A 24,711-nucleotide genomic window follows, 5' to 3' on the forward strand; every position below is an offset into this window, starting at 1 on the left:
GATCAGACTTCGTCGGGGCTGCGCAGGTTGGTCACCGCAATGCGCTGTTCGCGGCGCTGCTCTTTCTGGGACGGCATTTCGGCGCGGTAAACGCCTTGATCGCCAACGACCCATGAAAGAGGACGGCGCTCCTGGCCAATCGATTCCTGCAACAGCATCAGGCCTTGCAGGAAAGCTTCAGGGCGAGGCGGGCAGCCAGGTACATACACGTCCACGGGGAGGAATTTATCGACCCCTTGAACGACCGAGTAAATGTCGTACATGCCACCGGAGTTGGCGCACGAACCCATGGAGATAACCCACTTCGGTTCCAGCATCTGCTCGTACAGGCGCTGGATGATCGGGGCCATTTTCACAAAGCAGGTACCGGCAATAACCATGAAGTCAGCCTGACGCGGCGAGGCCCGGATGACTTCGGCGCCGAAGCGGGCGATGTCGTGGGGCGCCGTGAAGGCCGTGGTCATTTCCACATAGCAGCACGAGAGACCGAAGTTGTACGGCCACAGGGAGTTTTTACGCCCCCAGTTGACGGCACCATTGAGCACATCTTCGAGCTTGCCCATGAAGATGTTCTTGTGGACCTGATCTTCTAGCGGATCGGAAACGGTTTCGCGTTCGCCGATTGGATACTGCTCGTTAGGTGCATCCGGGTCGATTCGAGTGAGATTGTATTGCATTGCCAAAGCCTCATTGTTTCAGCTTCGCTTGCCGCATGCGACGACCCACGGGAGCCCAATCGAGCGCCCCGACCCGCCAAAGGTAGACAAGACCTGCCAACAGAATTGCTATGAAAACGAGAGCTTCGACGAATCCGGCCCAGCCGCTTTCGCGGACGGACACAGACCAGGCAAAGAGAAAGAGGGCTTCGATATCGAAGATCACGAACAGCATCGCGACCAGATAGAATTTTGCGGAAAGACGCAGGCGCGCGCCGCCGGTAGGCAGCATGCCGGATTCGAAGGGTTCGTTCTTGGCGCGGCCGAAGGCCTTGCTGCCAAGAAGGCTCGACAGACCGAGCATGAAGGCGCACAAGCCGACGACACCCAAAAGGAAGATGGCAAAGCCCCAGTTGTGGGCGATGAGTCCTGTCGAATCGGGCATGCTGGAAATCCTTAACAGAGAGCCGGGTCTCTGAGCTTGAAAAAGAAGTAGAGCAGTGACGATATGTCGCAGCGGAATCTATCGCTCTGATTTTATGGGTAAACCAGGTGCAAGTAAATTTTCTGCAGCAAATTTATTCGTAGGATTAAGTACATATTCGGTCACGGATGCGACGCAGGCCCCGTAAACCGTGGATTAGCGCCACTTTTGTCAATTATGTTTCTTGGGCGCGGCAATGAAGCACTTAAGCTGAAATGATAATTACTATCATTTATAGGTGTTACTTATTTTCTCACCTTAATGAACGGTCAAATTAATGAGGGTGCTTTGCTCGCTTAGGTATCCTCCCTTAATGGTTGTAGCAGGTTTTCTATCAACCGGGGGTGCGCTGGATCAATGTCTGTCGGAAAAACAACAAGCCGCCCCTCAGCACGCTCAGCATAGGCACGAATGGAGGTGGGTGCAGGAGCCGAGCTTGCTCGCGATGAGGCCGGTAAAGGTTGCGGACATGTTGCTGCTGGAGAGGCTGTTGCGGGTGAAATATCCGCAGATGAGGCGGTTTCATCGCGAGCAAGCTCGGCTCTCATCAAGCATGGTGACCCGCGATGCGGCACTGTTTCAATGCCTGGGCAGTGCTATTGATGATTTTGGGGCCTCGTCCCGAGAGCTGGCTACCGTTGCGTTCCTGATAGCGAAGTCATTGCTGGTGATCCGCTGCTCAAGGAACTCCTAACAGTCGACCTCCTGCTCCAGGACGTGAAGGTGTTCGAGTCGCGAGCTGCCTTGAAGGCTCCGTGCGATGGTGTCTTGCGGGGCCCTAGACGCGGCGATCTCTCAGCGCTGTCAGCTTTTTCGGGTTGCGCTCCCCGGCGATGATTGCCCTGAGGATCTTCAAGCTGGTGACGCCGGAAATATTGCTGATGACATTCGCCAATTGAACGTTCATCTGCCTGAGCGCTTTTGGAATCCGATTGAGTGGCTGTGCCTGGTCATGAACCGTGTTCGCTCGCCGTCGAACCAATGCGCGCACCGAACAAATAGCGCCTGCGGGCCGAAACGCGCTGCACCCCTTGGTTGCGCTCCATGCAGTCCTTTGCAAAGCGTTGAGTCGCAAAGAAAGGAAGGCGGAGGTTGACTGCGAGGTTTTGATCCTATTCGTCGCCGCTCAGCTTCAGGAATGGCTCCGGCTATAGCGCTTCCATACCTGCTGATGAGCCCGTCACAAGCGCTCGCTTTCCTCTCAATCGTCCTCTCATGGCTTGGTACTCCGTCATGCCATTTGGGTGACTGGGTGCTTGCGGTTGCATGGGGTATAACGCATTGATCTTGAATGTAAATTGAGAGCTGCCCTTCGATAGTGCAAGATCTAAAAGTATTATCCAAGTGCGTTATATGATGTTTCAGGGGTGTGCGGAGTCGTGCTTTTTAATCAGCTGTATGGCTGGATGCGCACAGTGTCCTGATGCGACTAGTTATTTGTTTTGTGAATAGTATGTCGATATCTCGGTAAAAGTTCCTACAGAGTTTTCGCTCGAAAATTTCGGAATTTTTCCTATTGATGAATGAATTTATTTGTGGAAGGCTAATGGTGTGTGTTTATTTGTGTGATTGAGCGGCAGTGGTTTGATTAATGAGGTGCCGGAAAATACCTTAATAGCTGAGGATGTTGCATCCATTGCTTAGGGTCTCGTGAATTTACCTACCCCAACTATCAACCGCTGTTGGTCGGGACGTCACCAATGCTCTTTGATCAAAGAGCTCTATACGACCATGCGACGAGGCATACCACTGTGGGTGGATGCACTAGTGACCCTGCCACGCTGGTTTTTGGCGTCGAGGTGATCCTGAAGTGAGGAGAATGTTGAGTAAAATCAGTTTGGCGGCAGGAATGCGCAATATTGTTTTGCTCCGGTTGCTCTTCGTCACGGCGAATGCGTTGGGGCCTTTTGCTGCCTTATTTTTCCAGCGTCATTACCAACTCGAAAGTTCGGCGGTGGCGTTAGTGATTACGCTGATGTCGGCGTTCTATCTCGCGGGTAATCTATTGGGCGGGGCGCTGGTCGGTCATTGTTCATTCCGGGCGCTATTCATTTGTACTTCGTCCTGTTCATCAGTGTTTCTGTTACTCGCTGTCGTGTTCAGCTCATCGGTCGCATGGACGGAAGCGGCGCCCCGTGTTTCATAGCCACAAAGGAGCTGAAACCTGCATCCGAAGCCGGCTGGCTAGCCGCTTTGAAACATCAATGGAAAGAGGTGTGGTTAAGATGAACGCGACAACGCAGGATTTGTTTGGTCGGTTGTACACGGCTTCCCCGACCCTGGTCAAAACCGATGATTTCGAAAATATGGCCAAATTTTTATTTCATTGTTTATGACAGTCTGTATCGATCGCTTAAAGCGAAATATAGACCGGCTCATGCATTTAGTGTTTGGCCCGGTGGCTGGCTATGGGGTGGGCGCAACTGGGAAAAGTCGGAGTCCAAAATCTTGTCTATTTCGATAAGCGCTTTTTGTGGCAAGCGTTCTCTTGTTGAAGTTGACCGGAAGTTTACAAGGGAATGTGAGCCGAATGAGTCATTGTCGCTCAGTTCCAGCAATGTTGAGGAACCTCTATGCGACCGCAGTACGATCCAGCCTGGGTAGAAAGTACGGCGCAGGCCAAATGGCTTCAAGATGATGTATTCAGGGCGGTCGAAGATGAAAGTCGGCCCAAGTTTTATGCTTGCTCCATGCTTCCCTATCCATCAGGTAAGTTGCACATGGGCCACGTACGCAACTATACGATCAACGACATGCTGGCCCGTCATTTGCGCATGAAGGGGTTCAACGTGCTAATGCCGATGGGGTGGGATGCTTTCGGTTTGCCGGCAGAGAATGCGGCTATGCAGTCGGGCGTTTCTCCCGCCCAGTGGACACGGTTGAATATTGCTGACATGAAGTCGCAAATGCAGCCGCTGGGCCTGGCTTTCGACTGGTCGCGAGAAATCGCCACCTGCGACCCGGAATACTACAAGTGGAACCAGTGGTTTTTCTTGAAACTGCTGGAAAAGGGCGTGGCCTACAAGAAAACCCAGATAGTCAACTGGGACCCTGTCGATCAAACAGTTCTGGCCAATGAGCAGGTGATCGATGGTCGAGGCTGGCGATCTGGGGCGCTCGTCGAGAAACGGGAAATTCCCGGGTACTACCTGCGCATCACTCAATATGCCGAAGAGCTGCTATCGTCCATCGACACTTTGGATGGCTGGCCGGATATGGTCCGCACCATGCAGCGCAACTGGATTGGCAAGGCCACCGGGGTTCGTCTGGCATTCGCCCACAAGATTCAAAACGCCTCCGGGCAACTAATCGATGCAGGCAAACTGTGGGTGTTTACAACCCGCGTCGATACGCTCATGGGAGTGACGTTTTGTGCCATTTCTCCCGAGCATGCACTTGCCAGGCGCGCTCTGGAGATCAATCCCGGCCTTGAGTCGCAGGTGCAGGCGTGTCGGCAAGCGGAAGATGCGGGCACGGCTTTCAGAGCCCAAGTCAAGATCGGCGTTCCCACCGGTTTGCAGATCGACCACCCGTTGACCGGTGAGCCTGTCGCACTGTGGATTACCAACTACGTGCTCGGCGGATATGGTGAAGGGGCCCTGATGGGGGTGCCTGCCCATGATAAACGTGACTTCGAATTTGCCAATCAATACGGTTTGCTTGTTCGCCAGGTCATTGCCTGCGACGATCAGGTATACGACCCCCGGGGCTGGTCAGACACCTACACCAGTCGGGACGGCCATCTAGTCAACTCCGGCACCTACGATGGGCTGGCAGTCGCACAGGCCACCCGGGCCATCGTCGCTGTACTGCGTGAGCGTGGAATGGGCGAGGAGACCACCACATGGCGCCTGCGCGACTGGGGAATTTCACGGCAGCGTTACTGGGGTACCCCAATTCCCATTATCCATTGTGAGCAATGTGGCGACGTTCCGGTACCTTACTCGGATCTGCCCGTGGTGTTGCCCACCGATTGCACTCCCGACGGCAGCGGCAATCCGTTGCTGCAGCATGACGGGTTTCGCCATGTGGCTTGCCCTCGCTGCGCAGCGCCTGCGCTGCGTGAAACGGACACCATGGATACCTTCGTGGATTCAAGCTGGTATTTCATGCGCTATTGCGATCCCGACAGTCATACCTCGATGGTGGGGGCCGGCAGCCGATACTGGATGCCGATTGACCAATACATCGGCGGTATCGAGCATGCGGTTCTGCATTTGCTCTACGCCAGATTCTGGACCCGGGCGATGCGTGATGAAGGGCTGGTGAACTTCAGCGAGCCATTCAAAAGCCTGTTTACCCAAGGAATGCTGCTGCGTGAAAGTTATTACCGAAAAGCCGACGACGGTAGCCGGCGGTGGTTCTATCCCGCTCAGGTGTTGGTCGAATACGATGAAAAAAGCCGCCCGGTGAGGGCCACGGCGCTTGAGGATGGTTTACCTGTCACCATTGGCGACGTGGAGAAGATGTCCAAGTCCAAGAACAACGTCGTCGAGCCGAAGGACATCATCAACAAGTTTGGTGCCGACACGGCCCGATTGTTTACGATCTTTGCGGGCCCCCCTGACCAGAGCACGATCTGGAGCGACAGTGGCGTTGAGGGTGCCTATCGCTTCCTGCGCCGGCTCTGGCGCTTTGCCAGCGAGGAGCAGGCCCCACGTAATGGGGATGAGCAGGCTGAAGATGTTGCCGAATCCAGACGCGTGCGCTTTGAGATGCATTGTTTGCTGCAGCAGATCAACATTGATTACGAACGACTGCAATACAACACCGTGGTGTCGGGCGCGATGAAAATGCTCAAGGTTCTGGAGGGGGGCAAGGCGGCCGGTCAGCAGACGTCGCGCGAGGGCATGGCAATCCTGTTGCAGGTTTTGCATCCAGTGACGCCGCATATCTCCCAGGTCCTCTGGGATGAGCTGGGGTTCGCAGGTGATATCTACGACAGTTCGTGGCCGGTTCCGGATAGCGAAACTTTGAAACAGGACGAAGTAAAAATGATGGTGCAGGTCAATGGCAAGTTGCGCGGAGATATCATGATCCAGGCTAATGCCGATCACGAATTGATACGAAGCCGGGCGTTATCCGATGCTGCCTTGCGCAGTCACCTGGAAGGCGCCGGGAGGATGATCGTGGTGCCCAACCGTCTGGTGAACTTCATCGTCTGAATACTCCGGGCTGATGCTCTGGAAACGAAAAACCCGGTGTTTCGTGAGAAACGCCGGGTTTTTTCGTTCAGGCACTGGGCCTGTCAGAGCTGATCAATCAATGAAACTGCTCTTCTTCAGTCGAGCCGGTCAGCGCGGTGACCGAGGATGAGCCACCCTGGATCACGGTGGTCATGTCGTCGAAGTAGCCGGTGCCCACTTCCTGCTGGTGCGCCACGAAGGTATAGCCTTTGGCGGCGTCAGCGAACTCCTGCTCTTGCAGTTTCACGTAGGCGGTCATGTCGTTGCGGGCGTAGTCGTGCGCCAGGTTGAACATGCTGTGCCACATGTTGTGGATGCCTGCCAGGGTGATGAACTGGTGCTTGTAGCCCATGGCCGACAGCTCGCGCTGGAACTTGGCGATGGTCGCGTCGTCCAGGTTTTTCTTCCAGTTGAAGGAAGGCGAGCAGTTGTAGGACAGGATCTGGTCCGGGTATTCCTTCTTGATCGCTTCGGCGAAGCGACGGGCTTCGTCCAGGTCCGGCTTGGCGGTTTCACACCAGATCAGGTCGGCGTAAGGGGCGTAGGCCAAGCCGCGGGCGATGGCTTGATCGAGACCTGCACGAACCTTGTAGAAGCCTTCCTGGGTACGGGTGCCGGTCACGAATGGCTGGTCGTACGGGTCGCAGTCGCTGGTCAGCAGGTCGGCGGCGTTGGCGTCGGTACGGGCCAGGATAATGGTCGGTACACCGGCAACGTCAGCGGCCAGGCGAGCGGCAGTCAGCTTCTGAACGGCTTCCTGAGTTGGCACCAGTACCTTGCCGCCCATGTGGCCGCATTTTTTCACTGAAGCCAGTTGGTCTTCGAAGTGAACGCCAGCGGCGCCTGCTTCGATCATGCTCTTCATCAGTTCGTAGGCGTTCAGGACGCCACCGAAACCGGCTTCGGCGTCAGCAACGATTGGCGCGAAGTAGTCGATGTAGCCGTCGTCGCCCGGGTTCTTGCCGGCTTTCCACTGGATCTGGTCGGCACGACGGAACGAGTTGTTGATGCGCTTGACCACGGTTGGAACCGAATCCACCGGGTACAGCGACTGGTCTGGGTACATGGACTCGGCAGAGTTGTTGTCTGCAGCGACTTGCCAGCCCGACAGGTAGATGGCCTGGATGCCGGCCTTCACTTGCTGTACAGCCTGGCCGCCGGTCAGGGCGCCCATGCAGTTGACGAAGTCCTTGTCTGGACGGAAGGAAGGCTTGGCACCTTGGGTGACCAGGTTCCACAGCTTTTCAGCGCCCATGCGGGCCAGGGTGTGCTCAGGTTGGACCGAGCCACGCAGACGAACGACATCAGCGGCAGAGTAGGTACGAGTCACGCCTTTCCAGCGCGGGTTTTCTGCCCAGTCTTTTTCAAGGGCTGCAATTTGCTGTTCGCGTGTCAGTGCCATGGAGATAAACCTCGTCGCATAGGTCTTGGGTGAAAAATTCTTGCTCCGTCTGGCAGCTGTCTCGACAACATACCGGTGACTTGCTCGCAAACCAGAAGCTTAGGCGCTCGAGTCCTGGTTTGACGGGGCGGGCGACGATCGAACGATGAGGTCGATTGAAGAAGAGGAAGTGGTCGGGCGTCGGGCGAGTCTTGCGGGCGCACTGTGGCTCGTGGATGCCGGTGTGCAGCCGAAAGGGTCTTGCCGTGTACCTCGTATCTGCTTCCGTCCCTCAGGACAACTTCGTTCCAGTCGCAACCTCGTCAAACTGCCTTGTGGGCGGTACAGACACGAATCGGCTCAGGTGGGTAGGGTTAGAGCGGCGATTCGAAGGCCCTTGTCGGGGCCTCTGATTAGCGGGAGCGGGGCCATCATGCCTCCGTGATTTTTCGCCGTCAAATGTTTTGTAGTGGTTTTTTTGGTCCACTACATCTTTGGTCTAATACGACTGAGCAGTCAGTTTCAAGGCCTTTGGTCGAAGCCTTGATTTCATTGAGGTCCGTCCAAAGCGTCGACCTTGACCCTCAGGGTCATGTCATCGCGGCCCTGGGTCGAATAATGGCGCGAGTAGCCATTTTGATCGGCCTGGCTCTGGCGATTGACCCCTGCCAGGGTGATCCATTCGCCCAGTCGACCGCTGACGTTGGTGTCGGTGCTTTGCACATTCACGACATCCGGCTGTTCCTGGCTCATCCGGTCGTTGTTGGTGCTGATGCTCACGTGCACGGTTTGCCCGGTGACGCTGGCGGTCACGTAGAAGCCTTGGGTCACGTTGCGGTATTGGGTCTGGGCCTGAATCTGGCCGTAAGGATCGCTCTGGGTGCTGGTCAGTGGCACGCTCTGGCCGACCTGGATCAGCGCGGGTGAACCTTCGGTGGTCTGAATTTGCTGGATCCCGCCGCTGCGGTTGGTGGTGCTGTAAGTGATGATTCGGGTATTGCCGGGGCCGCCTTGCTGGACATTGCTGTCGCTGGAATCGACGCTGATCAGAAGTCGCCTTGCGGGCCTGTCGAGCTGGTTGATCAGGACGCGAAGTTCGTCGATCTTGCGCGGTTCGGCGTTGACGATCAATTGGTTGCCATAAGCACTGACCTTGCCTTCGTCGCCCAAAAACTGCTGAGCGGCGGGCAACAGCTCTTCACTGGGGCGGTGGTTGAGGGGCAAGACTTGCGTATCGGCAAGCAGGGGAAGGCTGAGACTCAGCAGGAGGGAAGCGAGGAGGGTGCGTAGCGGCATGTCCATAATCTCCGCGAGTGGAGACGACATGATGGCAAATTTTCTGCTACAGCAGGAGCGACCTGGGTCACTCCTGCTGAAAACAGCGAATCAGGCGCGCGAATCGCGAACCATATCAACGTGTGGAATGCCTGCTTCCAGGAATTCTTCGCTGACGATCCTGAAGCCCAGCCGCTCATAGAACGGTATGGCCTGGACCTGCGCACTCAGCATTTGTTGCTTGAGGTCGCGGTTCTGGGCTTCGCTGATCACGGCGCTCATCAGTGCATCGCCGACTTTCAGGCCGCGCCAGTCCTTGAGCACCGATACCCGCCCGATCTGACCGTCGGGTAGCAGCCTGGCGGTGCCGACCGGGTAGTCGCCTTCGAGTGCGAGAAAATGCACGGCGTCGATGTCGTCGGCATCCCATTCAAGCTCCGGTGGTACCGATTGCTCGGCGATAAACACGCTGTCGCGGATACGGCGTATTTCGGCGTTGTCTTTGTGCCAGTCGGCAATACGGACGCGGATTTTATTCATCGGCAGCGAACCCCAGACTTCCTTGTTTGACCAATTGGCAGAGCAGCGTCAGGCCTTCTTCGTCGCTCAGCCATGGTTGGAGGTTTTCGATGTGCAGGGCGTCAGCCGAGCAGATCAGTTTCAACAGCTCGCGCAGCGCGCCCGGCAGCAGGCGGCTCTGACCGCTGGCGAACAATAGCAGGTCGTCGTCGACTTCGGACCAGGCCAGGCGTGCGCTCGGGTTACGGATCAGCAGGGCGCCTTGTTCCAGGCTCTCGACCAGGTCTTCTCCATGCAGTTCGGTGTCGTCGCCGCTGACCAGTTCGGGGTAGCGCGGCTCGGTCATGAACTGGCCGAACCAGGTGAGCAGCAGGCGTTCGTCGCTCATGTGCTCGGCCAGCAGGCGCTTGAGGCGGTCCAGGGCGTCATGCTGAATCTGGTGCGGGTCGGCGGCCGGCTGTGCGTCAGCATCGCTGTAGCGCTCTTCGTCCGGCAGGAACTGGCTGAGGAAGTCGGTGAAGTGGGTCAGGACTTCGGCGGCACTTGGCGCGCGGAAGCCGACCGAGTAGGTCATGCAGTCGTCGACGGCTACGCCGCAATGGGCCAGGCGCGGCGGCAGGTAAAGCATGTCGCCCGGTTCCAGTACCCACTCGTCGGTCTGCTGGAAGTCGGCCAGGATACGCAAATCGGCGTGCGGCAGCAGCGGGCTGTCGGAATCGCACATCTGGCCGATTTTCCAGTTGCGTTTGCCGTGGCCTTGCAGCAGGAACACGTCGTAGTTGTCGAAATGCGGGCCAACGCTGCCACCGGGTGCGGCGAAGCTGATCATCACGTCGTCGATGCGCCAGCTCGGCAGAAAGCGGAAGTGCTCCAGCAGGGCGCCGACTTCCGGCACAAACTGGTCGACGGCCTGTACCAGCAGCGTCCACTCACGCTCGGGCAACTTGCTGAACTCGTCTTCGGCGAATGGGCCGCGACGCATTTCCCACGGACGCTCGCCGTGCTCGAGGATCAGGCGCGATTCGACGTCTTCTTCCAGCGCCAGGCCGGCCAGTTCATCGGCGTCGATCGGGTTCTCGAAATCAGTAAAGGCCTGGCGGATCAGCAGGGGCTTTTTCTGCCAGTAGTCACGCAGGAATTCGCGTGCAGTCAAACCGCCAAGAAGCTGGAGTGGAATATCAGGATTCATGTGTAACCTATTGAAAAAAAGTACTTTTCTTTCAGGAATAAAAACGCCCGGCACTGCCGGGCGTTCAGGCGGTGTAGGCAGCGTCAGACGCGTTTGGCTTGAGCCGCCGCGTTACCGATGTAAGTTGCCGGGGTCAGCAGCTTGAGCTCTGCCTTGGCATCGGCGGGCATGTCCAGGCTGTCGATGAAAGTTTGCAGCGCTTCTGGGCTGATGCCCTTGCCGCGGGTCAACTCTTTGAGTTTTTCGTACGGGTTTTCAATGTTGTAGCGACGCATGACGGTCTGGATTGGCTCGGCCAGGACTTCCCAGCAGGCGTCCAGGTCGTCAGCGATGCGCTGGGTGTTGATTTCCAGCTTGCTGATGCCCTTCAGGCTCGCTTCGTAGGCAATGACGCTGTGAGCAAAGCCCACGCCCAGGTTGCGCAGTACGGTGGAGTCGGTCAGGTCGCGCTGCCAGCGCGAAACCGGCAGTTTGCTCGCCAGGTGCTGGAACAGTGCGTTGGCGATACCCAGGTTGCCTTCGGAGTTTTCGAAGTCGATCGGGTTGACCTTGTGCGGCATGGTCGACGAACCGATTTCGCCAGCGATGGTGCGCTGTTTGAAGTAACCCAGGGAGATGTAGCCCCAGATGTCACGGTCGAAGTCGATCAGGATGGTGTTGAAGCGGGCGATCGCATCGAACAGCTCGGCGATGTAGTCGTGCGGCTCGATCTGCGTGGTGTACGGGTTGAAGCCCAGGCCCAGCTCATCTTCGATGAAGGCGCGGGCGTTGGCTTCCCAGTCGATCTGCGGGTAGGCCGACAGGTGGGCGTTGTAGTTGCCCACGGCGCCGTTGATCTTGCCCAGCAGCGGCACGGCGGCTACCTGGGCGATCTGGCGCTCCAGGCGGTAAACAACGTTGGCCAGCTCTTTGCCCAGGGTGGTCGGCGATGCCGGTTGGCCGTGGGTGCGCGACAGCATCGGCACGTCGGCGAAGCGGTGGGCCAGCTCACGGATGGCTTCGGCCGTCTGGCGCATCAGCGGCAGCAGCACGTCATCACGGCCTTCGCGCAGCATCAGGGCGTGGGACAGGTTGTTGATGTCCTCGCTGGTGCAGGCAAAGTGGATGAACTCGCTGACCTTGGCCAGCTCTGGCAGCTTGGCAGCCTGCTCCTTGAGCAGGTACTCGATGGCCTTGACGTCGTGGTTGGTGGTGCGCTCGATTTCCTTGACGCGCTCGGCATGTTCGAGGGCGAAGTCTTCGGCCAGGGTGTTGAGCAGGGCGTTGGCTTCGGCGGAGAACGCCGGCACTTCGCTGATCTGCGGGTGGGCGGCCAGGCGCTGGAGCCAGCGAACCTCAACCAGGGCGCGGAAACGGATCAGGCCGTATTCGCTGAAAATAGGGCGCAGGGCCTGGGTTTTGCCGGCGTAGCGGCCGTCAACAGGGGAAACCGCAGTGAGCGAAGAGAGCTGCATGGGGTGTTCTCGGACAGTCGGGCAACGAAAAGGGCGCATATCATACATGAAAAAAGCGCCCGGGTCGGCAGTCGGACAAATGGCCGACTGCTATGAGGGGTGAAATCTGCGTGAGCGCGGCGGTCAGCCGCGCATCATCGGGTACAGCTCCTTGAGCAGCTTGCGCCGGCTGATCACCAATTGCCAACGGTGGCCGCCCAGTTGCCGCCACAGACGCGCTGAGCGGATACCGGCCAGCAGCAGGGCGCGGATCTTGGAGGCATTGCTGGTTTGTTGCAGGTGGCGCATGTCTCCATGCACCTGGATGCGTTGGCGCAGCGTGCTCAGGGTGTCCTGATACAGAGCACCACTGGCGGCAATCACGTTGTCGTGGACCAGGCCAAAGTGTTCGACTTGCTGCTGGATTTGCGGCAGGCGGTTGCCGATCACTTCCAGCATGTCGCCGCGCTTGGCCAATTGCCGCTCCAGGCCCAGCATGCCGAGGGCGTAGCGCAGTGGTTCACGCTGCAGGCTCGCCGGGTCGCGCTCCAGGGCGCTGGCCAGTGCGCGGTAGCCGTCGCGTAGGTACAGGTCGTCGCCGCCGAACACTTCAAGGGTGTTTTTCGGGTCGCGAACCATCAGGCTGCCGAGCATGCAGCCGAGGTCGGCCTCGCTGGCGGTGCCGGTCTTGGCGATGCGGTCGACCAGCACGGCTGCCTGAAAGACGCCGCCCAGTGCGATGAGTTGCTCTTGCATCGCATTCATCAATGGCTGCTCCAGGGTTCGGCAGTTTCGATCACGCCGCCACCCAGGCAAATTTCACCGTCATAAAACACGACCGATTGGCCGGGCGTCACGGCCCGTTGCGGTTCGTCGAACACGGCGCGGTAGCCGCTTTCAGTGTGCTCCAGGGTGCACGCCTGGTCGCTCTGGCGATAGCGGACCTTGGCTGTCAGGCGGCGCGGGCTGCTCAGGTCGATCGGGTTTACCCAGTAAATGTCCGAGGCGAGCAGGGCGCGGGAGAACAGCCAGGGGTGTTCGTTACCTTGGCCGACGACCAGCACATTGCGCTTCAGGTCTTTCTCCAGCACATACCACGGCTCGTCGCCAGCGTCTTTCAGGCCGCCAATGCCCAGGCCCTGACGCTGGCCGATGGTGTGGTACATCAGGCCGTGGTGCTGGCCGATCACTTCGCCGTCGGTGGTCTGGATTTCACCCGGTTGGGCCGGCAGGTATTGCTTGAGAAAATCGCTGAAGCGACGCTCGCCGATAAAGCAAATGCCGGTGGAGTCTTTCTTCTTGGCAGTGGCCAGGCGGTATTTTTCAGCGATGGCACGCACTTCGGGCTTTTCCAGTTCGCCAACCGGGAACAGGGTCTTGGCGATTTGCTCGCCGCCGACGGCGTGCAGGAAGTAGCTCTGGTCCTTGTTCGGGTCCAGGCCCTTGAGCAGTTCGGTGCGACCGTCGATGTCGCGGCGGCGAACGTAGTGGCCGGTGGCGATCAGGTCGGCGCCCAGCGCCAGGGCGTAGTCGAGGAACGCCTTGAACTTGATTTCGCGGTTGCAGAGGATGTCCGGGTTGGGGGTACGCCCAGCCTTGTACTCCTCCAGGAAGTGTTCGAAGACGTTGTCCCAGTATTCGGCAGCAAAGTTGGCGGTGTGCAGCTTGATGCCGATCTTGTCGCACACGGCCTGGGCGTCGGCCAGGTCTTCGCGGGCGGTGCAGTATTCAGTGCCGTCGTCTTCTTCCCAGTTCTTCATGAACAGGCCTTCGACCTGATAGCCCTGTTCGAGCAGCAGGAGAGCGGAAACGGAGGAGTCCACGCCGCCGGACATGCCGACGATGACGCGCAACTTGCCGGGTTCGATGAGAGCTGAATCAGACATAGGGATAGGATGAGTATCTGGGAAAAGGAAGCGATTCTATCAGGCTGCGGGCCCCAAGGCGAAAGGCGCGCTCAATCGCGGATCAGATCGAGGCTGTGCAGCGGGCCGGCCAGGTAGTCGTCGATGCAGCGCAACAGCAACTCACTGCGCCAGCGTTCCGGCTGGGTGGCCAATTCGTCGCGTTCGAACCACTGTGCGCCGAGGATGCCGGTATCCAGTTTGCGTTCGGGATGGTGTTTGAGCGGGCGGGCGGCAAAGCACACGCGCTGGTAAGTGACGCCGTTGCTGGGAGCGGTATACAGGTAGATGCCGACCACGCCGGTCAGCTCGACGTCCCAGCCGGTTTCCTCGAGGGTTTCGCGCACGGCGGCTTCGCGCAGGGTTTCATTGGCCTCCAGGTGGCCAGCCGGTTGATTGAGCACATTGCGCCCACCCTTGAATTCCTCCACCAGCAGAAAACGGCCCTGGTCTTCGACAATGGTGGCGACGGTGATATGCGGTTGCCAAGTCATGATTGCCTGTCCTTTTCAAGGTGTAAAAAGCAGAACCCCCGGTGCGTGGCCGGGGGTTCTGGTGTCACTTCAAACGGACCTTAGGCCAACAGCGTGCTGATCGCATTGTTGAGGGTCTGGCTTGGGCGCATGACCTTGCTGGTCAGCTCGGCATCGGGGTAGTAGTAACCACCGATTTCCACCGCCTTGCCTTGAACTGCGTTGAGCTCGGCGACGATGGTCGCTTCGTTCTCGGTCAGTGCCTTGGCCAGGGGTGCGAAGTGAGCTTGCAGCGCAGCGTCTTCGGTCTGGGCGGCCAGGGCTTGAGCCCAGTACAGCGCCAGGTAGAAGTGGCTGCCGCGGTTGTCGATGTTGCCGACTTTGCGCGCAGGCGACTTGTTGTTGTCCAGGAACTGGCCGGTGGCCTGGTCCAGGGTGTTGGCCAGAACCTTGGCTTTCGGGTTGGCGTAAGCGTTGCCCAGGTGCTCCAGGGAAGCAGCCAATGCCAGGAATTCGCCCAGCGAGTCCCAGCGCAGGAAGTTCTCTTCAACCAGTTGCTGTACGTGCTTTGGAGCCGAGCCGCCGGCGCCGGTTTCGAACAGGCCGCCGTTGTTCATCAGCGGTACGATCGAGAGCATTTTGGCGCTGGTGCCCAGTTCCATGATCGGGAACAGGTCGGTCAGGTAGTCGCGCAGTACGTTGCCGGTCACCGAGATGGTGTCCTGGCCTTTACGGATGCGCTCCAGGGAGACAGCCATGGCCTCGACCGGTGCCAGAATGCGGATATCCAGGCCGGAGGTGTCGTGGTCTTTCAGGTACTTCTGGACTTTCTCGATCAGCACGCCGTCGTGGGCGCGCAGTGGGTCCAGCCAGAACAGCGCCGGGGTGTTGCTGGCGCGAGCGCGGTTGACGGCCAGTTTGACCCAATCCTGGATCGGGGCGTCTTTGGTCTGGCACATGCGGAAGATGTCGCCCGCTTCAACGTTCTGCTCCAGCAGCAGCTTGCCTTGGCCGTCGACAATGCGAACAACGCCGTCTGCCTTGATCTGGAAGGTCTTGTCGTGCGAGCCGTACTCTTCGGCTTTCTGCGCCATCAGGCCAACGTTCGGCACGCTGCCCATGGTGGTCGGATCGAAGGCGCCATGTTTCTTGCAGTCTTCGATGACGGCCTGGTAGATGGTCGCGTAGCAACGGTCCGGGATGATGGCCTTGGCGTCTTGCAGTTGGCCTTCGGTGTTCCACATCTTGCCGGAGTCACGGATCATCGCCGGCATCGAGGCGTCGACGATAACGTCGCTCGGCACGTGCAGGTTGGTGATGCCTTTGTCGGAGTTGACCATCGCCAGTGCTGGGCGAGCCGCGTAGACCGCCTGGATGTCCGCTTCGATTTCGGCTTGTTGCTCGGCCGGCAGCGCCTTGATGCGTGCGTACAGGTCGCCGATGCCGTTGTTCAGGTTGAAGCCGATTTGCTCAAGCACGGCAGCATGCTTGGTCAGTGCGTTCTGGTAGAACTCAGCCACGATCTGGCCGAACATGATCGGGTCGGAGACCTTCATCATGGTGGCTTTCAGGTGCACGGAGAACAGAACGCCCTGGGCCTTGGCGTCTTCGATCTGGGCGGCGATGAAAGTGCGCAGGGCGCTTTTGCTCATCACGGCGCAGTCAATGATTTCGCCGGCCTTGACCGAGGTTTTTTCTTTCAGGACGGTGGTGGTGCCGTTCTTGTCCAGCAGCTCGATGCGCACAGCGTCGGCGGCTTCGATCAGTGCGGCTTTTTCGCTGCCGTAGAAGTCACCGGCGCTCATGTGCGCAACGTGCGACTTGGAGTCGGCAGCCCAGGCGCCCATCTTGTGCGGGTGCTTGCGCGCGTAGTTCTTGACCGACAGCGGTGCGCGGCGGTCGGAGTTGCCTTCGCGCAGAACCGGGTTTACGGCGCTGCCCTTGATGCGGTCGTAGCGTGCCTTGGCTTCTTTCTCGGCATCGGTAGCGGCGGCTTCAGGGTAGTCTGGAACGTTGAAGCCCTTGGCTTGCAGTTCCTGGATGGCGGCCTTGAGCTGAGGCACCGAGGCGCTGATGTTCGGCAGCTTGATGATGTTGGCTTCTGGCGTGGTTGCCAGTTGGCCCAGTTCTGCCAGATGGTCGGCCACTTGCTTTTCGGCGCCGAGCTGTTCAGGGAAGGCAGAAAGGATGCGGCCGGCCAGAGAGATGTCCCGCGTTTCTACGGCGATGTCGGCCGTAGCAGTGAATGCCTCGACGATCGGCAGAAGTGAATAGGTGGCGAGGGCAGGGGCTTCGTCGGTGAGGGTGTAGATGATCTTAGAGCGGGTGGGCATATTCGGGTTAACTCTCTGTTTTGCTGAGCGTGCTCAGAATCTCGAGTTGTGCAGGGTATGCGCTTTTGCCCAAAGTCATCTATGAGCAGAAAGTCGAGGATTTCTGTGCGGTGATGGTGGGTGCATCAGTCGAGTGTCGTGCGGTCGGGTTGCGGTAACAGCCCGGCCCTTTCGTGCTAAGTGCCTGATTCCAGACGCTTTGGCTCCAGTGACCTAGTGGTCACGGCGCGCATTATACCAAACCATTGGGCGTAATCATCAAGGCTATTAATAGAATGTCGTTTGGCTTATAGACCAAAGGCGTAGAGCCTTGCATGTGGTTCCCGTTGTCAGCCAAGTGGGTTACGCTCAGGGAATTGCGGATGACAAACCACAGAAAAGCGGAGTGCAGCATGGGATACCAGAAAATCAAGGTACCAGCAGTCGGCGACAAGATTACCGTCAATGCAGACCATTCACTCAACGTTCCTGATAATCCGATCATTCCCTTTATCGAAGGCGACGGTATCGGCGTCGATATCAGCCCGGTGATGATCAAGGTCGTTGATGCTGCCGTCGAAAAAGCCTATGACGGCAAGCGCAAAATCTCGTGGATGGAAGTCTATGCCGGCGAAAAGGCCACCCAAGTCTATGACCAGGACACCTGGCTGCCGCAAGAAACCCTGGACGCTGTCAAAGATTACGTCGTCTCCATCAAAGGCCCCCTGACCACCCCGGTCGGTGGCGGTATCCGCTCCCTGAACGTTGCCTTGCGCCAGCAGCTCGACCTGTATGTGTGCCTGCGCCCGGTACGCTGGTTCGAAGGCGTACCAAGCCCGGTGAAAAAACCTGGCGACGTTGACATGACCATCTTCCGTGAAAACTCCGAAGACATTTACGCCGGTATCGAGTGGAAGGCCGGCTCGCCGGAGGCGCAGAAGGTCATCAAGTTCCTGAAAGAAGAAATGGGCGTCACCAAGATCCGTTTCGACCAGGACTGCGGTATCGGCGTCAAGCCGGTCTCCAGGGAGGGCACCCAGCGCCTGGTGCGCAAGGCCCTGCAATATGTGGTCGACAATGATCGCAAGTCGCTGACGATCGTTCACAAAGGCAACATCATGAAGTTCACCGAAGGTGCCTTCAAGGATTGGGGCTATGAAGTCGCCAAGAACGAATTCGGCGCCGAGTTGCTCGATGGCGGTCCGTGGATGAAGTTCAAGAACCCGAAAACCGGCAGGGAAGTGGTGGTCAAGGACGCTATCGCCGACGCCATGCTGCAGCAGATCCTGTTGCGTCCGGCCGAGTATGACGTGATCGCCACCCTGAACCTGAACGGCGACTACCTCTCCGACGCATTGGCGGCCGAGGTGGGTGGTATCGGTATTGCACCGGGTGCCAACCTGTCCGACACCGTGGCCATGTTCGAAGCCACCCACGGCACTGCGCCAAAATACGCCGGCAAGGACCAGGTCAACCCGGGTTCTGTGATTCTTTCGGCGGAAATGATGCTGCGCCACCTGGGCTGGACCGAAGCAGCCGACCTGATCATCAAGGGCACCAACGGCGCGATTTCGGCCAAGACCGTGACCTACGACTTCGAGCGTTTGATGGATGACGCGACGCTGGTATCGAGCTCGGGCTTTGGTGAAGCAGTCATCAAGCACATGTAAGACGAGCGAGCACTAAAAAACCGGCTGCGCATTGAGCAGCCGGTTTTTTTGTGCCTGCGGTTTGACTCGCAGGGCTTTTGTCAGGCGGTGACCTTGGCTTCAGTCGCAGCGCTGGCAGCGGGAGCGGTATCTTGCACCTTGGACGCACTGCAGATGTTCACCGCATGCAGCCCCTTGGGCCCCTGGATGATCTCGAAGCTCACGGCCTGCCCGGCCTTGAGCGTCTTGTAACCGTCCATCTGAATGGCCGAGTAGTGGGCGAAGAGGTCTTCTGTCTTGCCGTCTTCGTTGATGAAACCGTAGCCCTTGGCATTGTTGAACCACTTGACTTTACCGCTTGCCATGCTCATATCCCTCTGCAAAGGACTCCATCACTGGAGTATCATCCACTACATCCGCATCGCGACCGACGAAATTGTGGTTGACTGGGCGGATCTTTATTACCCAATGTGGGTTCTATTGTTTGTAACACCGTTTTGCCGATAGTCAAGGTCATGCGATGCCCTTGTGCCGTCGCGGATACGGAAACCCACAATCCTGTTTGCCAACGATGAAACTTTCTTTCCATGCATGCACACAGCCAGATTCGACTAACATTCAATCAGGATCGCCCGCAATCGCATGAGGACGACTCCTCGGGGCTGGCCTTGCAGGAGGCCAAGCCGGCGTTACAGGCTCCGCCTATGTATAAGGTGGTTTTGTTTAACGATGACTACACGCCGATGGATTTCGTCGTCGAAGTGCTCGAGGTGTTTTTCAACCTGAACCGCGAGCTGGCGACCAAGGTCATGCTGGCCGTCCACACAGAAGGACGGGCAGTGTGCGGATTGTTTACCCGCGACATCGCCGAGACCAAGGCCATGCAGGTTAACCAGTACGCAAGGGAAAGCCAGCATCCGCTACTCTGTGAAATCGAGAAGGACGGTTAAAGCCGGCCAGTTGGGTATGAGGTGAAGCTATGTTAAACCGCGAGCTCGAAGTCACCCTCAATCTCGCCTTCAAGGAGGCCCGTTCCAAACGTCATGAGTTCATGACCGTGGAACATCTCCTGCTGGCTCTATTGGACAATGAGGCTGCTGCCACGGTACTGCGTGCCTGTGGCGCCAATCTCGACAAACTCAAGCACGACTTGCAGGAGTTCATCGACTCCACCACGCCGCTGATCCCTGTTCATGATGAGGACCGCGAAACCCAGCCAACCCTGGGCTTCCAGCGGGTGCTACAACGTGCCGTATTCCATGTGCAGAGCTCCGGCAAGCGCGAAGTCACGGGTGCCAACGTACTGGTGGCGATCTTCAGCGAGCAGGAAAGCCAGGCGGTCTTTCTGCTCAAGCAACAAAGCGTGGCGCGTATCGATGTCGTCAACTACATCGCTCACGGCATTTCCAAGGTGCCAGGGCACGGCGAACATTCCGAGGGTGAGCAAGATATGCAGGACGACGAGGGCGGTGAGTCTTCTTCTTCAGGCAATCCGCTGGATGCTTATGCCAGCAACCTCAACGAACTGGCGCGCCAGGGTCGCATAGACCCGTTGGTGGGGCGCGAAGTGGAAGTTGAGCGCGTGGCGCAGATTCTCGCACGGCGTCGCAAGAACAACCCGCTGCTGGTCGGAGAGGCCGGTGTCGGTAAAACCGCCATCGCCGAAGGCCTGGCCAAGCGCATCGTTGATAATCAGGTGCCGGACCTGCTGGCCAACAGCGTCGTTTACTCCCTTGATCTGGGGGCGTTGCTGGCCGGTACCAAATACCGCGGCGATTTCGAGAAGCGCTTCAAGGCGTTGCTGCACGAGCTGAAAAAACGCCCGCAAGCGATTCTGTTCATCGATGAGATTCACACGATCATCGGTGCCGGTGCGGCCTCGGGCGGGGTGATGGATGCCTCGAACCTGCTCAAACCGTTGCTGTCGTCGGGTGATATCCGTTGCATCGGCTCGACCACCTTCCAGGAATTCCGCGGCATTTTCGAGAAAGACCGGGCCTTGGCGCGGCGCTTCCAGAAAGTGGATGTGAGTGAGCCGTCGGTGGAAGACACCGTTGGCATCCTGCGCGGCCTCAAGGGGCGTTTCGAGCAGCACCACAACATCGAGTACAGCGATGAGGCGCTGCGCGCGGCCGCTGAGCTGGCAGCGCGTTATATCAATGATCGGCACATGCCGGACAAGGCGATCGATGTGATCGACGAGGCGGGTGCCTACCAGCGCCTGCAGCCGCTGGAAATGCGGGTCAAACGTATCGAAGTGCCGCAGGTCGAGGACATCGTCGCGAAAATCGCGCGGATTCCACCAAAACACGTCACCAGCTCCGACAAGGAACTGCTGCGTAACCTGGAGCGCGATCTGAAGCTGACCGTGTTTGGTCAAGACGCTGCCATCGATTCGCTGGCTACCGCGATCAAGCTGTCTCGGGCAGGCCTGAAGTCGCCGGACAAACCGGTGGGTTCGTTCCTGTTCGCCGGCCCTACCGGCGTCGGCAAGACCGAAGCGGCGCGGCAACTGGCCAAGGCGCTGGGTGTGGAGTTACTGCGCTTCGACATGTCGGAGTACATGGAACGCCATACCGTATCGCGCCTGATCGGTGCGCCACCGGGCTATGTCGGTTTTGACCAGGGCGGCCTGTTGACTGAAGCGATCACCAAGCAGCCGCATTGCGTGCTGCTGCTCGATGAAATCGAGAAGGCTCACCCCGAAGTCTTCAACCTGCTCTTGCAGGTCATGGACCACGGGACCCTGACCGACAACAACGGGCGCAAGGCGGATTTCCGCAACGTGATCGTGATCATGACCACTAACGCCGGTGCCGAAACCGCGGCGCGTGCTTCGATCGGCTTTACGCACCAGGACCACTCGTCCGATGCGATGGAAGTCATCAAGAAGAGCTTCACGCCCGAGTTCCGCAACCGTCTGGACACCATCATCCAATTTGGTCGCCTCAGCCATGAGGTCATCAAAAGCGTGGTGGACAAGTTCCTTATCGAGCTTCAGGCGCAGTTGGAAGACAAGCGTGTGCTGCTTGAGGTGACGGATGCGGCCCGTAGCTGGCTGGCAGCCGGTGGTTATGACGCGCAGATGGGTGCGCGGCCGATGGCGCGGTTGATCCAGGACAAGATCAAGCGTCCGCTGGCGGAGGAAATCCTGTTTGGCGAGTTGGCTGAGCACGGTGGTGTCGTCCATATCGACATCGTCGATGGGGAGTTGACCTTCGAGTTCGAAACCACTGCAGAGATGGCATGAAGTAGAGCAGGGCGCCTGGCGTCCCGCTTTTCCTTGGTGCACACAAAAACGCCCGGCATTGCCGGGCGTTTTTGTGGGTGTTGCTTAGCGAGCGCGGTAGGTGATACGCCCTTTGCTCAAATCATAGGGCGTCAGCTCAACACGCACCTTGTCACCGGTCAGAATACGGATGTAGTTCTTGCGCATCTTGCCGGAGATATGCGCGGTTACGACGTGCCCATTTTCCAACTCCACACGAAACATGGTGTTGGGCAGGGTGTCGACGACAGTGCCTTCCATTTCGAAGCTGTCTTCTTTCGACATGCAGTAAAGCCCTCGGTGTCCAGTTATTGGCCCGGTGCAACTGCGCCAGGCTAAAAAGTGGCGTGCATTGTGCCCGAAAAATGGGGTTAACGCCAAGGGCTTCAGTTCAGGGTGATCCAGCGCTGATTGATCAGCAGCTCGATCGGGCGGTATTGAGTCTTGTAACTCATCTTCTTGCAGTTCTTGATCCAGTACCCGAGATAGACAGCGTCGAGCCCCAGGCGCAGGGTTTCGGCGATCTGCCAGAGAATGGCAAAACGGCCCAGGCTGCGGCGCTCTTCATCTGGTTCGTAGAAGGTATAAACCGCCGAAAGGCCATTGGGGAGCAGGTCGGTGACGGCGACGGCGACCAGTCGGCCCTCGAGCCGGAACTCGTAAAAGCGTGAGAAAGGCAGGTCTCGGACCAAAAAGGTGGCGAACTGGTCGCGGCTTGGTGGGTACATGTCGCCGTCGGCGTGCCGCTGCTCGATATAGCGGCGGTACAGCTCGAAGTACTCTTCACTGAAGGACGGGCGGGCCGCGGTTACCTGCAGGTCGGCGTTGCGCTTGAGAATGCGTTTTTGCTGGCGGCTTGGCAAAAAGCGCGCGACCGGGATGCGCGCAGGTACGCAGGCATTGCAGTTCTGGCAATGCGGACGATACAGGTGGTCACCACTGCGACGGAAGCCCATTTCCGACAAATCGGCATACACATTGACGTCCATCGGCTGGCTGGGGTCGAGGAATAATGTGGTCGCCTGCTCGTCGGGCAAGTAGCTGCACGAGTGGGGTTGAGTGGCATAAAACTTCAAGCGCGCCAGCTCGGTCATGATCAACCCCTTTGGATAATGTCTTTGGATAAGTGTAAGCCAGTCGTGCAATCTCGCCCAGAAATCCAGCTGGCGCTATTGGGTTGATCGAGGTATTGCTGCAGGTAGCCGGTGAACTCGGCCCGGGATATGGCGCGGGCGCCCAGGCTGTGCAAATGGTGGGTCGGCATCTGGCAATCGATCAGCACAAAGCCGGCTTCGCGAAGGTGCTCGACCAGGGTGGCGAAGCCGAATTTCGAGGCGTTATCGGTGCGGCTGAACATCGATTCACCAAAAAACAGCTTGCCCATGGCCAGCCCGTAGAGGCCGCCGACCAGCTCATTGCCGTCGCGCACTTCTACCGAGTGAGCGAAGCCTTGCTCGTGTAGTTTCAAATAAGCCGTCTGCATGGCGCTGGTAATCCAGGTGCCCCCGGCGTAGTCCCGAGGGGCGGCGCAGGCGTGAATCACGGCTTCAAAATCCTGGTCAAAACTGACCTGGTAACGGCCCTGGCGCAGCAACTTGCGCAAGCTGCGGGAGACATGGAGTTCGTCAGGAAACAGCACGGTGCGAGGGTCGGGTGACCACCAGAGGATGGGCTGACCCTCCTCGAACCAGGGAAAGCAACCGTGGCGATAAGCTTGCACCAGTCGCTCGGCGCTCAGGTCGCCGCCGGCTGCGAGCAGGCCATTGGGTTCACGCAGGGCTTTTTCCAGTGGTGGAAAGGTCAGGGTGTCGCGGTTAAGCCAGGTCAACATGGTAATGATCGAACCAGAAGGGGAGGGCGCGAAGGGCATTGAAACCACTTCGCGCCGTTCATTCAATTGTCGTCGAGGAATTTCTCGGCATCCAGTGCCGCCATGCAGCCGGCGCCCGCGGAGGTGACCGCCTGGCGGTAGACGTGATCGGCCACATCGCCGGCCGCGAATACCCCGCGTATCACCGTCTCGGTAGCGTTGCCCTCGCTGCCGCCCTTGATCCGCAGGTAGCCTTCATGCATCTCCAACTGGCCTTTGAACAGGTCGGTGTTGGGTTTGTGGCCAATGGCGATGAATACTCCGGACAGGGGCAAATCCTGGGTGACGCCACTGATCGTATCAATCAGGCGCGCGCCGGTCACGCCGCTGGAGTCGCCCAGCACTTCGTCCAGGGTCTGATTCCAGTGCAGAACGATATTGCCATTGGCGGCCTTCTCGAACAGCTTGTCTTGCAGGATTTTCTCCGCGCGCAGTTTGTCGCGGCGATGCACCAGGTGCACTTGCTTGGCGATGTTGGCCAGGTACAGGGCTTCTTCCACGGCGGTGTTGCCGCCGCCGATCACCGCGACCACCTGGTTGCGATAGAAAAAGCCATCGCAGGTGGCGCAGGCGGAGACGCCCTTGCCGGCGAAAGCGTCTTCGGAGGGTAGGCCCAGGTACTGCGCCGAGGCGCCTGTGGCGATGATCAGCGCGTCACAACTGTAGGAACCGCTGTCGCCGTGAAGCAGGAAGGGGCGCTGCTGCAACTCTGCCGTGTGGATGTGGTCGTAGACGATCTCGGTGTCGAAACGCTCGGCATGCTTTTGCATGCGCTCCATCAACACCGGGCCGGTCAGGCCTTCGACGTCGCCTGGCCAGTTATCGACTTCGATGGTGGTCATCAGTTGGCCGCCGGCCTCGACGCCGGTAATGACCACAGGTTTGAGGTTGGCGCGGGCGGCGTACACGGCGGCGCTATAGCCGGCAGGGCCGGAGCCGAGGATGATCAGGCGTGAATGCTTTGCTTGTGTCATAAAAACACCTCATAAGCCTTTGTCACGAAAGAGAATGCATGCTCAAATTAAATGGTATGAAAGTGCTGTCAGCTATGCTGGAGCGATGCCAATACGGGCGTGGCATCGGCGTTACAAACCCGTACAATGCCGGGTGGC

The 24,711-nt window shown here is 58.4% G+C and carries 22 protein-coding genes and 1 pseudogene; 6 read left to right on the forward strand and 17 right to left on the reverse strand.

The features are described from left to right. Positions 1–2: 2 nt before the first annotated feature. Both GUY40_RS17895 and GUY40_RS17900 read right to left on the reverse strand, forming a co-directional pair. Complete coding sequence (locus GUY40_RS17895) at positions 3–677, reverse strand: NADH-quinone oxidoreductase subunit B family protein (protein WP_166570241.1); 675 nt, start codon at positions 675–677, stop codon at positions 3–5. A 10-nt stretch (positions 678–687) separates the two neighbouring features. Then, positions 688–1,101 (reverse strand): NADH-quinone oxidoreductase subunit A, encoded by a 414-nt coding sequence (locus tag GUY40_RS17900; protein ID WP_166570242.1) that lies wholly within the window; start codon positions 1,099–1,101, stop codon positions 688–690. A gap of 508 nt (positions 1,102–1,609) precedes the next feature. Between GUY40_RS17900 and GUY40_RS17905 the strand changes: the two genes are divergently transcribed. Next, entirely contained in the window at positions 1,610–1,834 is a 225-nt protein-coding gene (locus tag GUY40_RS17905) for a hypothetical protein (RefSeq protein WP_166570243.1), read from the forward strand. On the opposite strand, the pseudogene GUY40_RS28385 reads toward GUY40_RS17905, so the two are convergent. Further along, positions 1,741–2,161: pseudogene (locus GUY40_RS28385) on the reverse strand (IS110 family transposase); the annotation flags it as partial. The gene GUY40_RS17905 and the pseudogene GUY40_RS28385 sit on opposite strands and share 94 nt — an antisense overlap. A 798-nt stretch (positions 2,162–2,959) precedes the next feature. Here GUY40_RS28385 and GUY40_RS17910 point away from each other — a divergent pair. Beyond that, a complete protein-coding gene (locus GUY40_RS17910) occupies positions 2,960–3,286 on the forward strand; it encodes a hypothetical protein (protein ID WP_256675789.1) in 327 nt (108 codons plus the stop codon). A gap of 427 nt (positions 3,287–3,713) precedes the next feature. Next, positions 3,714–6,305 carry a leucine--tRNA ligase gene (gene leuS / locus GUY40_RS17915; RefSeq protein WP_166570244.1) on the forward strand — a complete coding sequence of 864 codons (2,592 nt, stop codon included), beginning with the start codon at positions 3,714–3,716 and terminating at the stop codon, positions 6,303–6,305. A gap of 97 nt (positions 6,306–6,402) precedes the next feature. On the opposite strand, the gene aceA is transcribed toward leuS, so the two are convergent. The 9 genes from aceA to GUY40_RS17960 form a co-directional block, all read right to left on the reverse strand. After that, a complete protein-coding gene (aceA, locus tag GUY40_RS17920) occupies positions 6,403–7,728 on the reverse strand; it encodes an isocitrate lyase (RefSeq protein WP_017123838.1) in 1,326 nt (441 codons plus the stop codon). Between the two features lie 528 nt (positions 7,729–8,256). After that, positions 8,257–9,003: a secretin N-terminal domain-containing protein gene (locus GUY40_RS17925; RefSeq protein ID WP_166570245.1), complete on the reverse strand. Its 747-nt coding sequence runs from the start codon at positions 9,001–9,003 to the stop codon at positions 8,257–8,259. Between the two features lie 90 nt (positions 9,004–9,093). Continuing rightward, a complete protein-coding gene (locus GUY40_RS17930; protein WP_166570246.1) occupies positions 9,094–9,522 on the reverse strand; it encodes a GNAT family N-acetyltransferase in 429 nt (142 codons plus the stop codon). Next, positions 9,515–10,690 carry a cupin domain-containing protein gene (locus tag GUY40_RS17935; RefSeq protein WP_166570247.1) on the reverse strand — a complete coding sequence of 392 codons (1,176 nt, stop codon included), beginning with the start codon at positions 10,688–10,690 and terminating at the stop codon, positions 9,515–9,517. Before GUY40_RS17935 ends, GUY40_RS17930 begins: the two co-directional genes overlap by 8 nt. An 83-nt stretch (positions 10,691–10,773) precedes the next feature. Beyond that, positions 10,774–12,144, reverse strand: a complete 1,371-nt coding sequence (gene purB, locus GUY40_RS17940) for an adenylosuccinate lyase (RefSeq protein WP_166570248.1) — start codon at positions 12,142–12,144, stop codon at positions 10,774–10,776. A gap of 123 nt (positions 12,145–12,267) precedes the next feature. Next, positions 12,268–12,888, reverse strand: coding sequence for a high frequency lysogenization protein HflD (gene hflD, locus GUY40_RS17945; protein ID WP_166570249.1), 621 nt, complete (start codon positions 12,886–12,888; stop codon positions 12,268–12,270). After that, a complete protein-coding gene (gene mnmA / locus GUY40_RS17950) occupies positions 12,888–14,009 on the reverse strand; it encodes a tRNA 2-thiouridine(34) synthase MnmA (protein WP_166570250.1) in 1,122 nt (373 codons plus the stop codon). The genes hflD and mnmA overlap by 1 nt, the downstream gene beginning before the upstream one ends. Before the next feature lie 71 nt (positions 14,010–14,080). Further along, a complete protein-coding gene (locus GUY40_RS17955) occupies positions 14,081–14,521 on the reverse strand; it encodes an NUDIX hydrolase (protein WP_166570251.1) in 441 nt (146 codons plus the stop codon). 80 nt (positions 14,522–14,601) lie between these two features. After that, positions 14,602–16,833, reverse strand: coding sequence for an NADP-dependent isocitrate dehydrogenase (locus tag GUY40_RS17960; RefSeq protein ID WP_166570252.1), 2,232 nt, complete (start codon positions 16,831–16,833; stop codon positions 14,602–14,604). Between the two features lie 392 nt (positions 16,834–17,225). Here GUY40_RS17960 and icd point away from each other — a divergent pair, with 392 nt between their 5' ends. Beyond that, positions 17,226–18,482, forward strand: a complete 1,257-nt coding sequence (gene icd, locus GUY40_RS17965) for an NADP-dependent isocitrate dehydrogenase (RefSeq protein ID WP_166570253.1) — start codon at positions 17,226–17,228, stop codon at positions 18,480–18,482. Positions 18,483–18,562: 80 nt separating this feature from the next. On the opposite strand, the gene cspD is transcribed toward icd, so the two are convergent. After that, complete coding sequence (cspD, locus tag GUY40_RS17970; protein ID WP_166570254.1) at positions 18,563–18,826, reverse strand: cold shock domain-containing protein CspD; 264 nt, start codon at positions 18,824–18,826, stop codon at positions 18,563–18,565. Positions 18,827–19,048: 222 nt separating this feature from the next. On the opposite strand from cspD, the gene clpS reads away from it, so the two are divergent. Both clpS and clpA read left to right on the forward strand, forming a co-directional pair. After that, positions 19,049–19,411, forward strand: a complete 363-nt coding sequence (clpS, locus tag GUY40_RS17975; protein WP_166570255.1) for an ATP-dependent Clp protease adapter ClpS — start codon at positions 19,049–19,051, stop codon at positions 19,409–19,411. Between the two features lie 29 nt (positions 19,412–19,440). After that, positions 19,441–21,711, forward strand: a complete 2,271-nt coding sequence (gene clpA / locus GUY40_RS17980) for an ATP-dependent Clp protease ATP-binding subunit ClpA (protein WP_166570256.1) — start codon at positions 19,441–19,443, stop codon at positions 21,709–21,711. Positions 21,712–21,795: 84 nt separating this feature from the next. On the opposite strand, the gene infA is transcribed toward clpA, so the two are convergent. The 4 genes from infA to trxB all read right to left on the reverse strand — a co-directional run bounded on the left by infA (position 21,796) and on the right by trxB (position 24,573). Next, positions 21,796–22,014 (reverse strand): translation initiation factor IF-1, encoded by a 219-nt coding sequence (infA, locus tag GUY40_RS17985; protein ID WP_002553999.1) that lies wholly within the window; start codon positions 22,012–22,014, stop codon positions 21,796–21,798. Between the two features lie 101 nt (positions 22,015–22,115). Continuing rightward, positions 22,116–22,823 carry an arginyltransferase gene (locus tag GUY40_RS17990; RefSeq protein WP_166570257.1) on the reverse strand — a complete coding sequence of 236 codons (708 nt, stop codon included), beginning with the start codon at positions 22,821–22,823 and terminating at the stop codon, positions 22,116–22,118. 2 nt (positions 22,824–22,825) lie between these two features. Beyond that, positions 22,826–23,560: a leucyl/phenylalanyl-tRNA--protein transferase gene (gene aat, locus GUY40_RS17995; RefSeq protein ID WP_166570258.1), complete on the reverse strand. Its 735-nt coding sequence runs from the start codon at positions 23,558–23,560 to the stop codon at positions 22,826–22,828. Between the two features lie 62 nt (positions 23,561–23,622). After that, positions 23,623–24,573: a thioredoxin-disulfide reductase gene (gene trxB, locus GUY40_RS18000; protein ID WP_166570259.1), complete on the reverse strand. Its 951-nt coding sequence runs from the start codon at positions 24,571–24,573 to the stop codon at positions 23,623–23,625. Positions 24,574–24,711: the final 138 nt, after the last annotated feature.

This window comes from Pseudomonas sp. R5(2019) (genome assembly GCF_009905435.1).
Classification (GTDB): Bacteria; Pseudomonadota; Gammaproteobacteria; order Pseudomonadales; family Pseudomonadaceae; genus Aquipseudomonas.

What these genes read in the sequence shown, in the direction of transcription:
- GUY40_RS17895 (WP_166570241.1), bottom strand. Translation starts at nt 677, where the DNA reads ATGCAATACAATCTCACTCGAATCGACCCGGATGCACCTAACGAGCAG.
- GUY40_RS17900 (WP_166570242.1), bottom strand. Translation starts at nt 1,101, where the DNA reads ATGCCCGATTCGACAGGACTCATCGCCCACAACTGGGGCTTTGCCATC.
- GUY40_RS17905 (WP_166570243.1), top strand. Translation starts at nt 1,610, where the DNA reads ATGTTGCTGCTGGAGAGGCTGTTGCGGGTGAAATATCCGCAGATGAGG.
- GUY40_RS17910 (WP_256675789.1), top strand. Translation starts at nt 2,960, where the DNA reads ATGTTGAGTAAAATCAGTTTGGCGGCAGGAATGCGCAATATTGTTTTG.
- leuS (WP_166570244.1), top strand. Translation starts at nt 3,714, where the DNA reads ATGCGACCGCAGTACGATCCAGCCTGGGTAGAAAGTACGGCGCAGGCC.
- aceA (WP_017123838.1), bottom strand. Translation starts at nt 7,728, where the DNA reads ATGGCACTGACACGCGAACAGCAAATTGCAGCCCTTGAAAAAGACTGG.
- GUY40_RS17925 (WP_166570245.1), bottom strand. Translation starts at nt 9,003, where the DNA reads ATGCCGCTACGCACCCTCCTCGCTTCCCTCCTGCTGAGTCTCAGCCTT.
- GUY40_RS17930 (WP_166570246.1), bottom strand. Translation starts at nt 9,522, where the DNA reads ATGAATAAAATCCGCGTCCGTATTGCCGACTGGCACAAAGACAACGCC.
- GUY40_RS17935 (WP_166570247.1), bottom strand. Translation starts at nt 10,690, where the DNA reads ATGAATCCTGATATTCCACTCCAGCTTCTTGGCGGTTTGACTGCACGC.
- purB (WP_166570248.1), bottom strand. Translation starts at nt 12,144, where the DNA reads ATGCAGCTCTCTTCGCTCACTGCGGTTTCCCCTGTTGACGGCCGCTAC.
- hflD (WP_166570249.1), bottom strand. Translation starts at nt 12,888, where the DNA reads ATGAATGCGATGCAAGAGCAACTCATCGCACTGGGCGGCGTCTTTCAG.
- mnmA (WP_166570250.1), bottom strand. Translation starts at nt 14,009, where the DNA reads ATGTCTGATTCAGCTCTCATCGAACCCGGCAAGTTGCGCGTCATCGTC.
- GUY40_RS17955 (WP_166570251.1), bottom strand. Translation starts at nt 14,521, where the DNA reads ATGACTTGGCAACCGCATATCACCGTCGCCACCATTGTCGAAGACCAG.
- GUY40_RS17960 (WP_166570252.1), bottom strand. Translation starts at nt 16,833, where the DNA reads ATGCCCACCCGCTCTAAGATCATCTACACCCTCACCGACGAAGCCCCT.
- icd (WP_166570253.1), top strand. Translation starts at nt 17,226, where the DNA reads ATGGGATACCAGAAAATCAAGGTACCAGCAGTCGGCGACAAGATTACC.
- cspD (WP_166570254.1), bottom strand. Translation starts at nt 18,826, where the DNA reads ATGGCAAGCGGTAAAGTCAAGTGGTTCAACAATGCCAAGGGCTACGGT.
- clpS (WP_166570255.1), top strand. Translation starts at nt 19,049, where the DNA reads ATGCATGCACACAGCCAGATTCGACTAACATTCAATCAGGATCGCCCG.
- clpA (WP_166570256.1), top strand. Translation starts at nt 19,441, where the DNA reads ATGTTAAACCGCGAGCTCGAAGTCACCCTCAATCTCGCCTTCAAGGAG.
- infA (WP_002553999.1), bottom strand. Translation starts at nt 22,014, where the DNA reads ATGTCGAAAGAAGACAGCTTCGAAATGGAAGGCACTGTCGTCGACACC.
- GUY40_RS17990 (WP_166570257.1), bottom strand. Translation starts at nt 22,823, where the DNA reads ATGACCGAGCTGGCGCGCTTGAAGTTTTATGCCACTCAACCCCACTCG.
- aat (WP_166570258.1), bottom strand. Translation starts at nt 23,560, where the DNA reads ATGTTGACCTGGCTTAACCGCGACACCCTGACCTTTCCACCACTGGAA.
- trxB (WP_166570259.1), bottom strand. Translation starts at nt 24,573, where the DNA reads ATGACACAAGCAAAGCATTCACGCCTGATCATCCTCGGCTCCGGCCCT.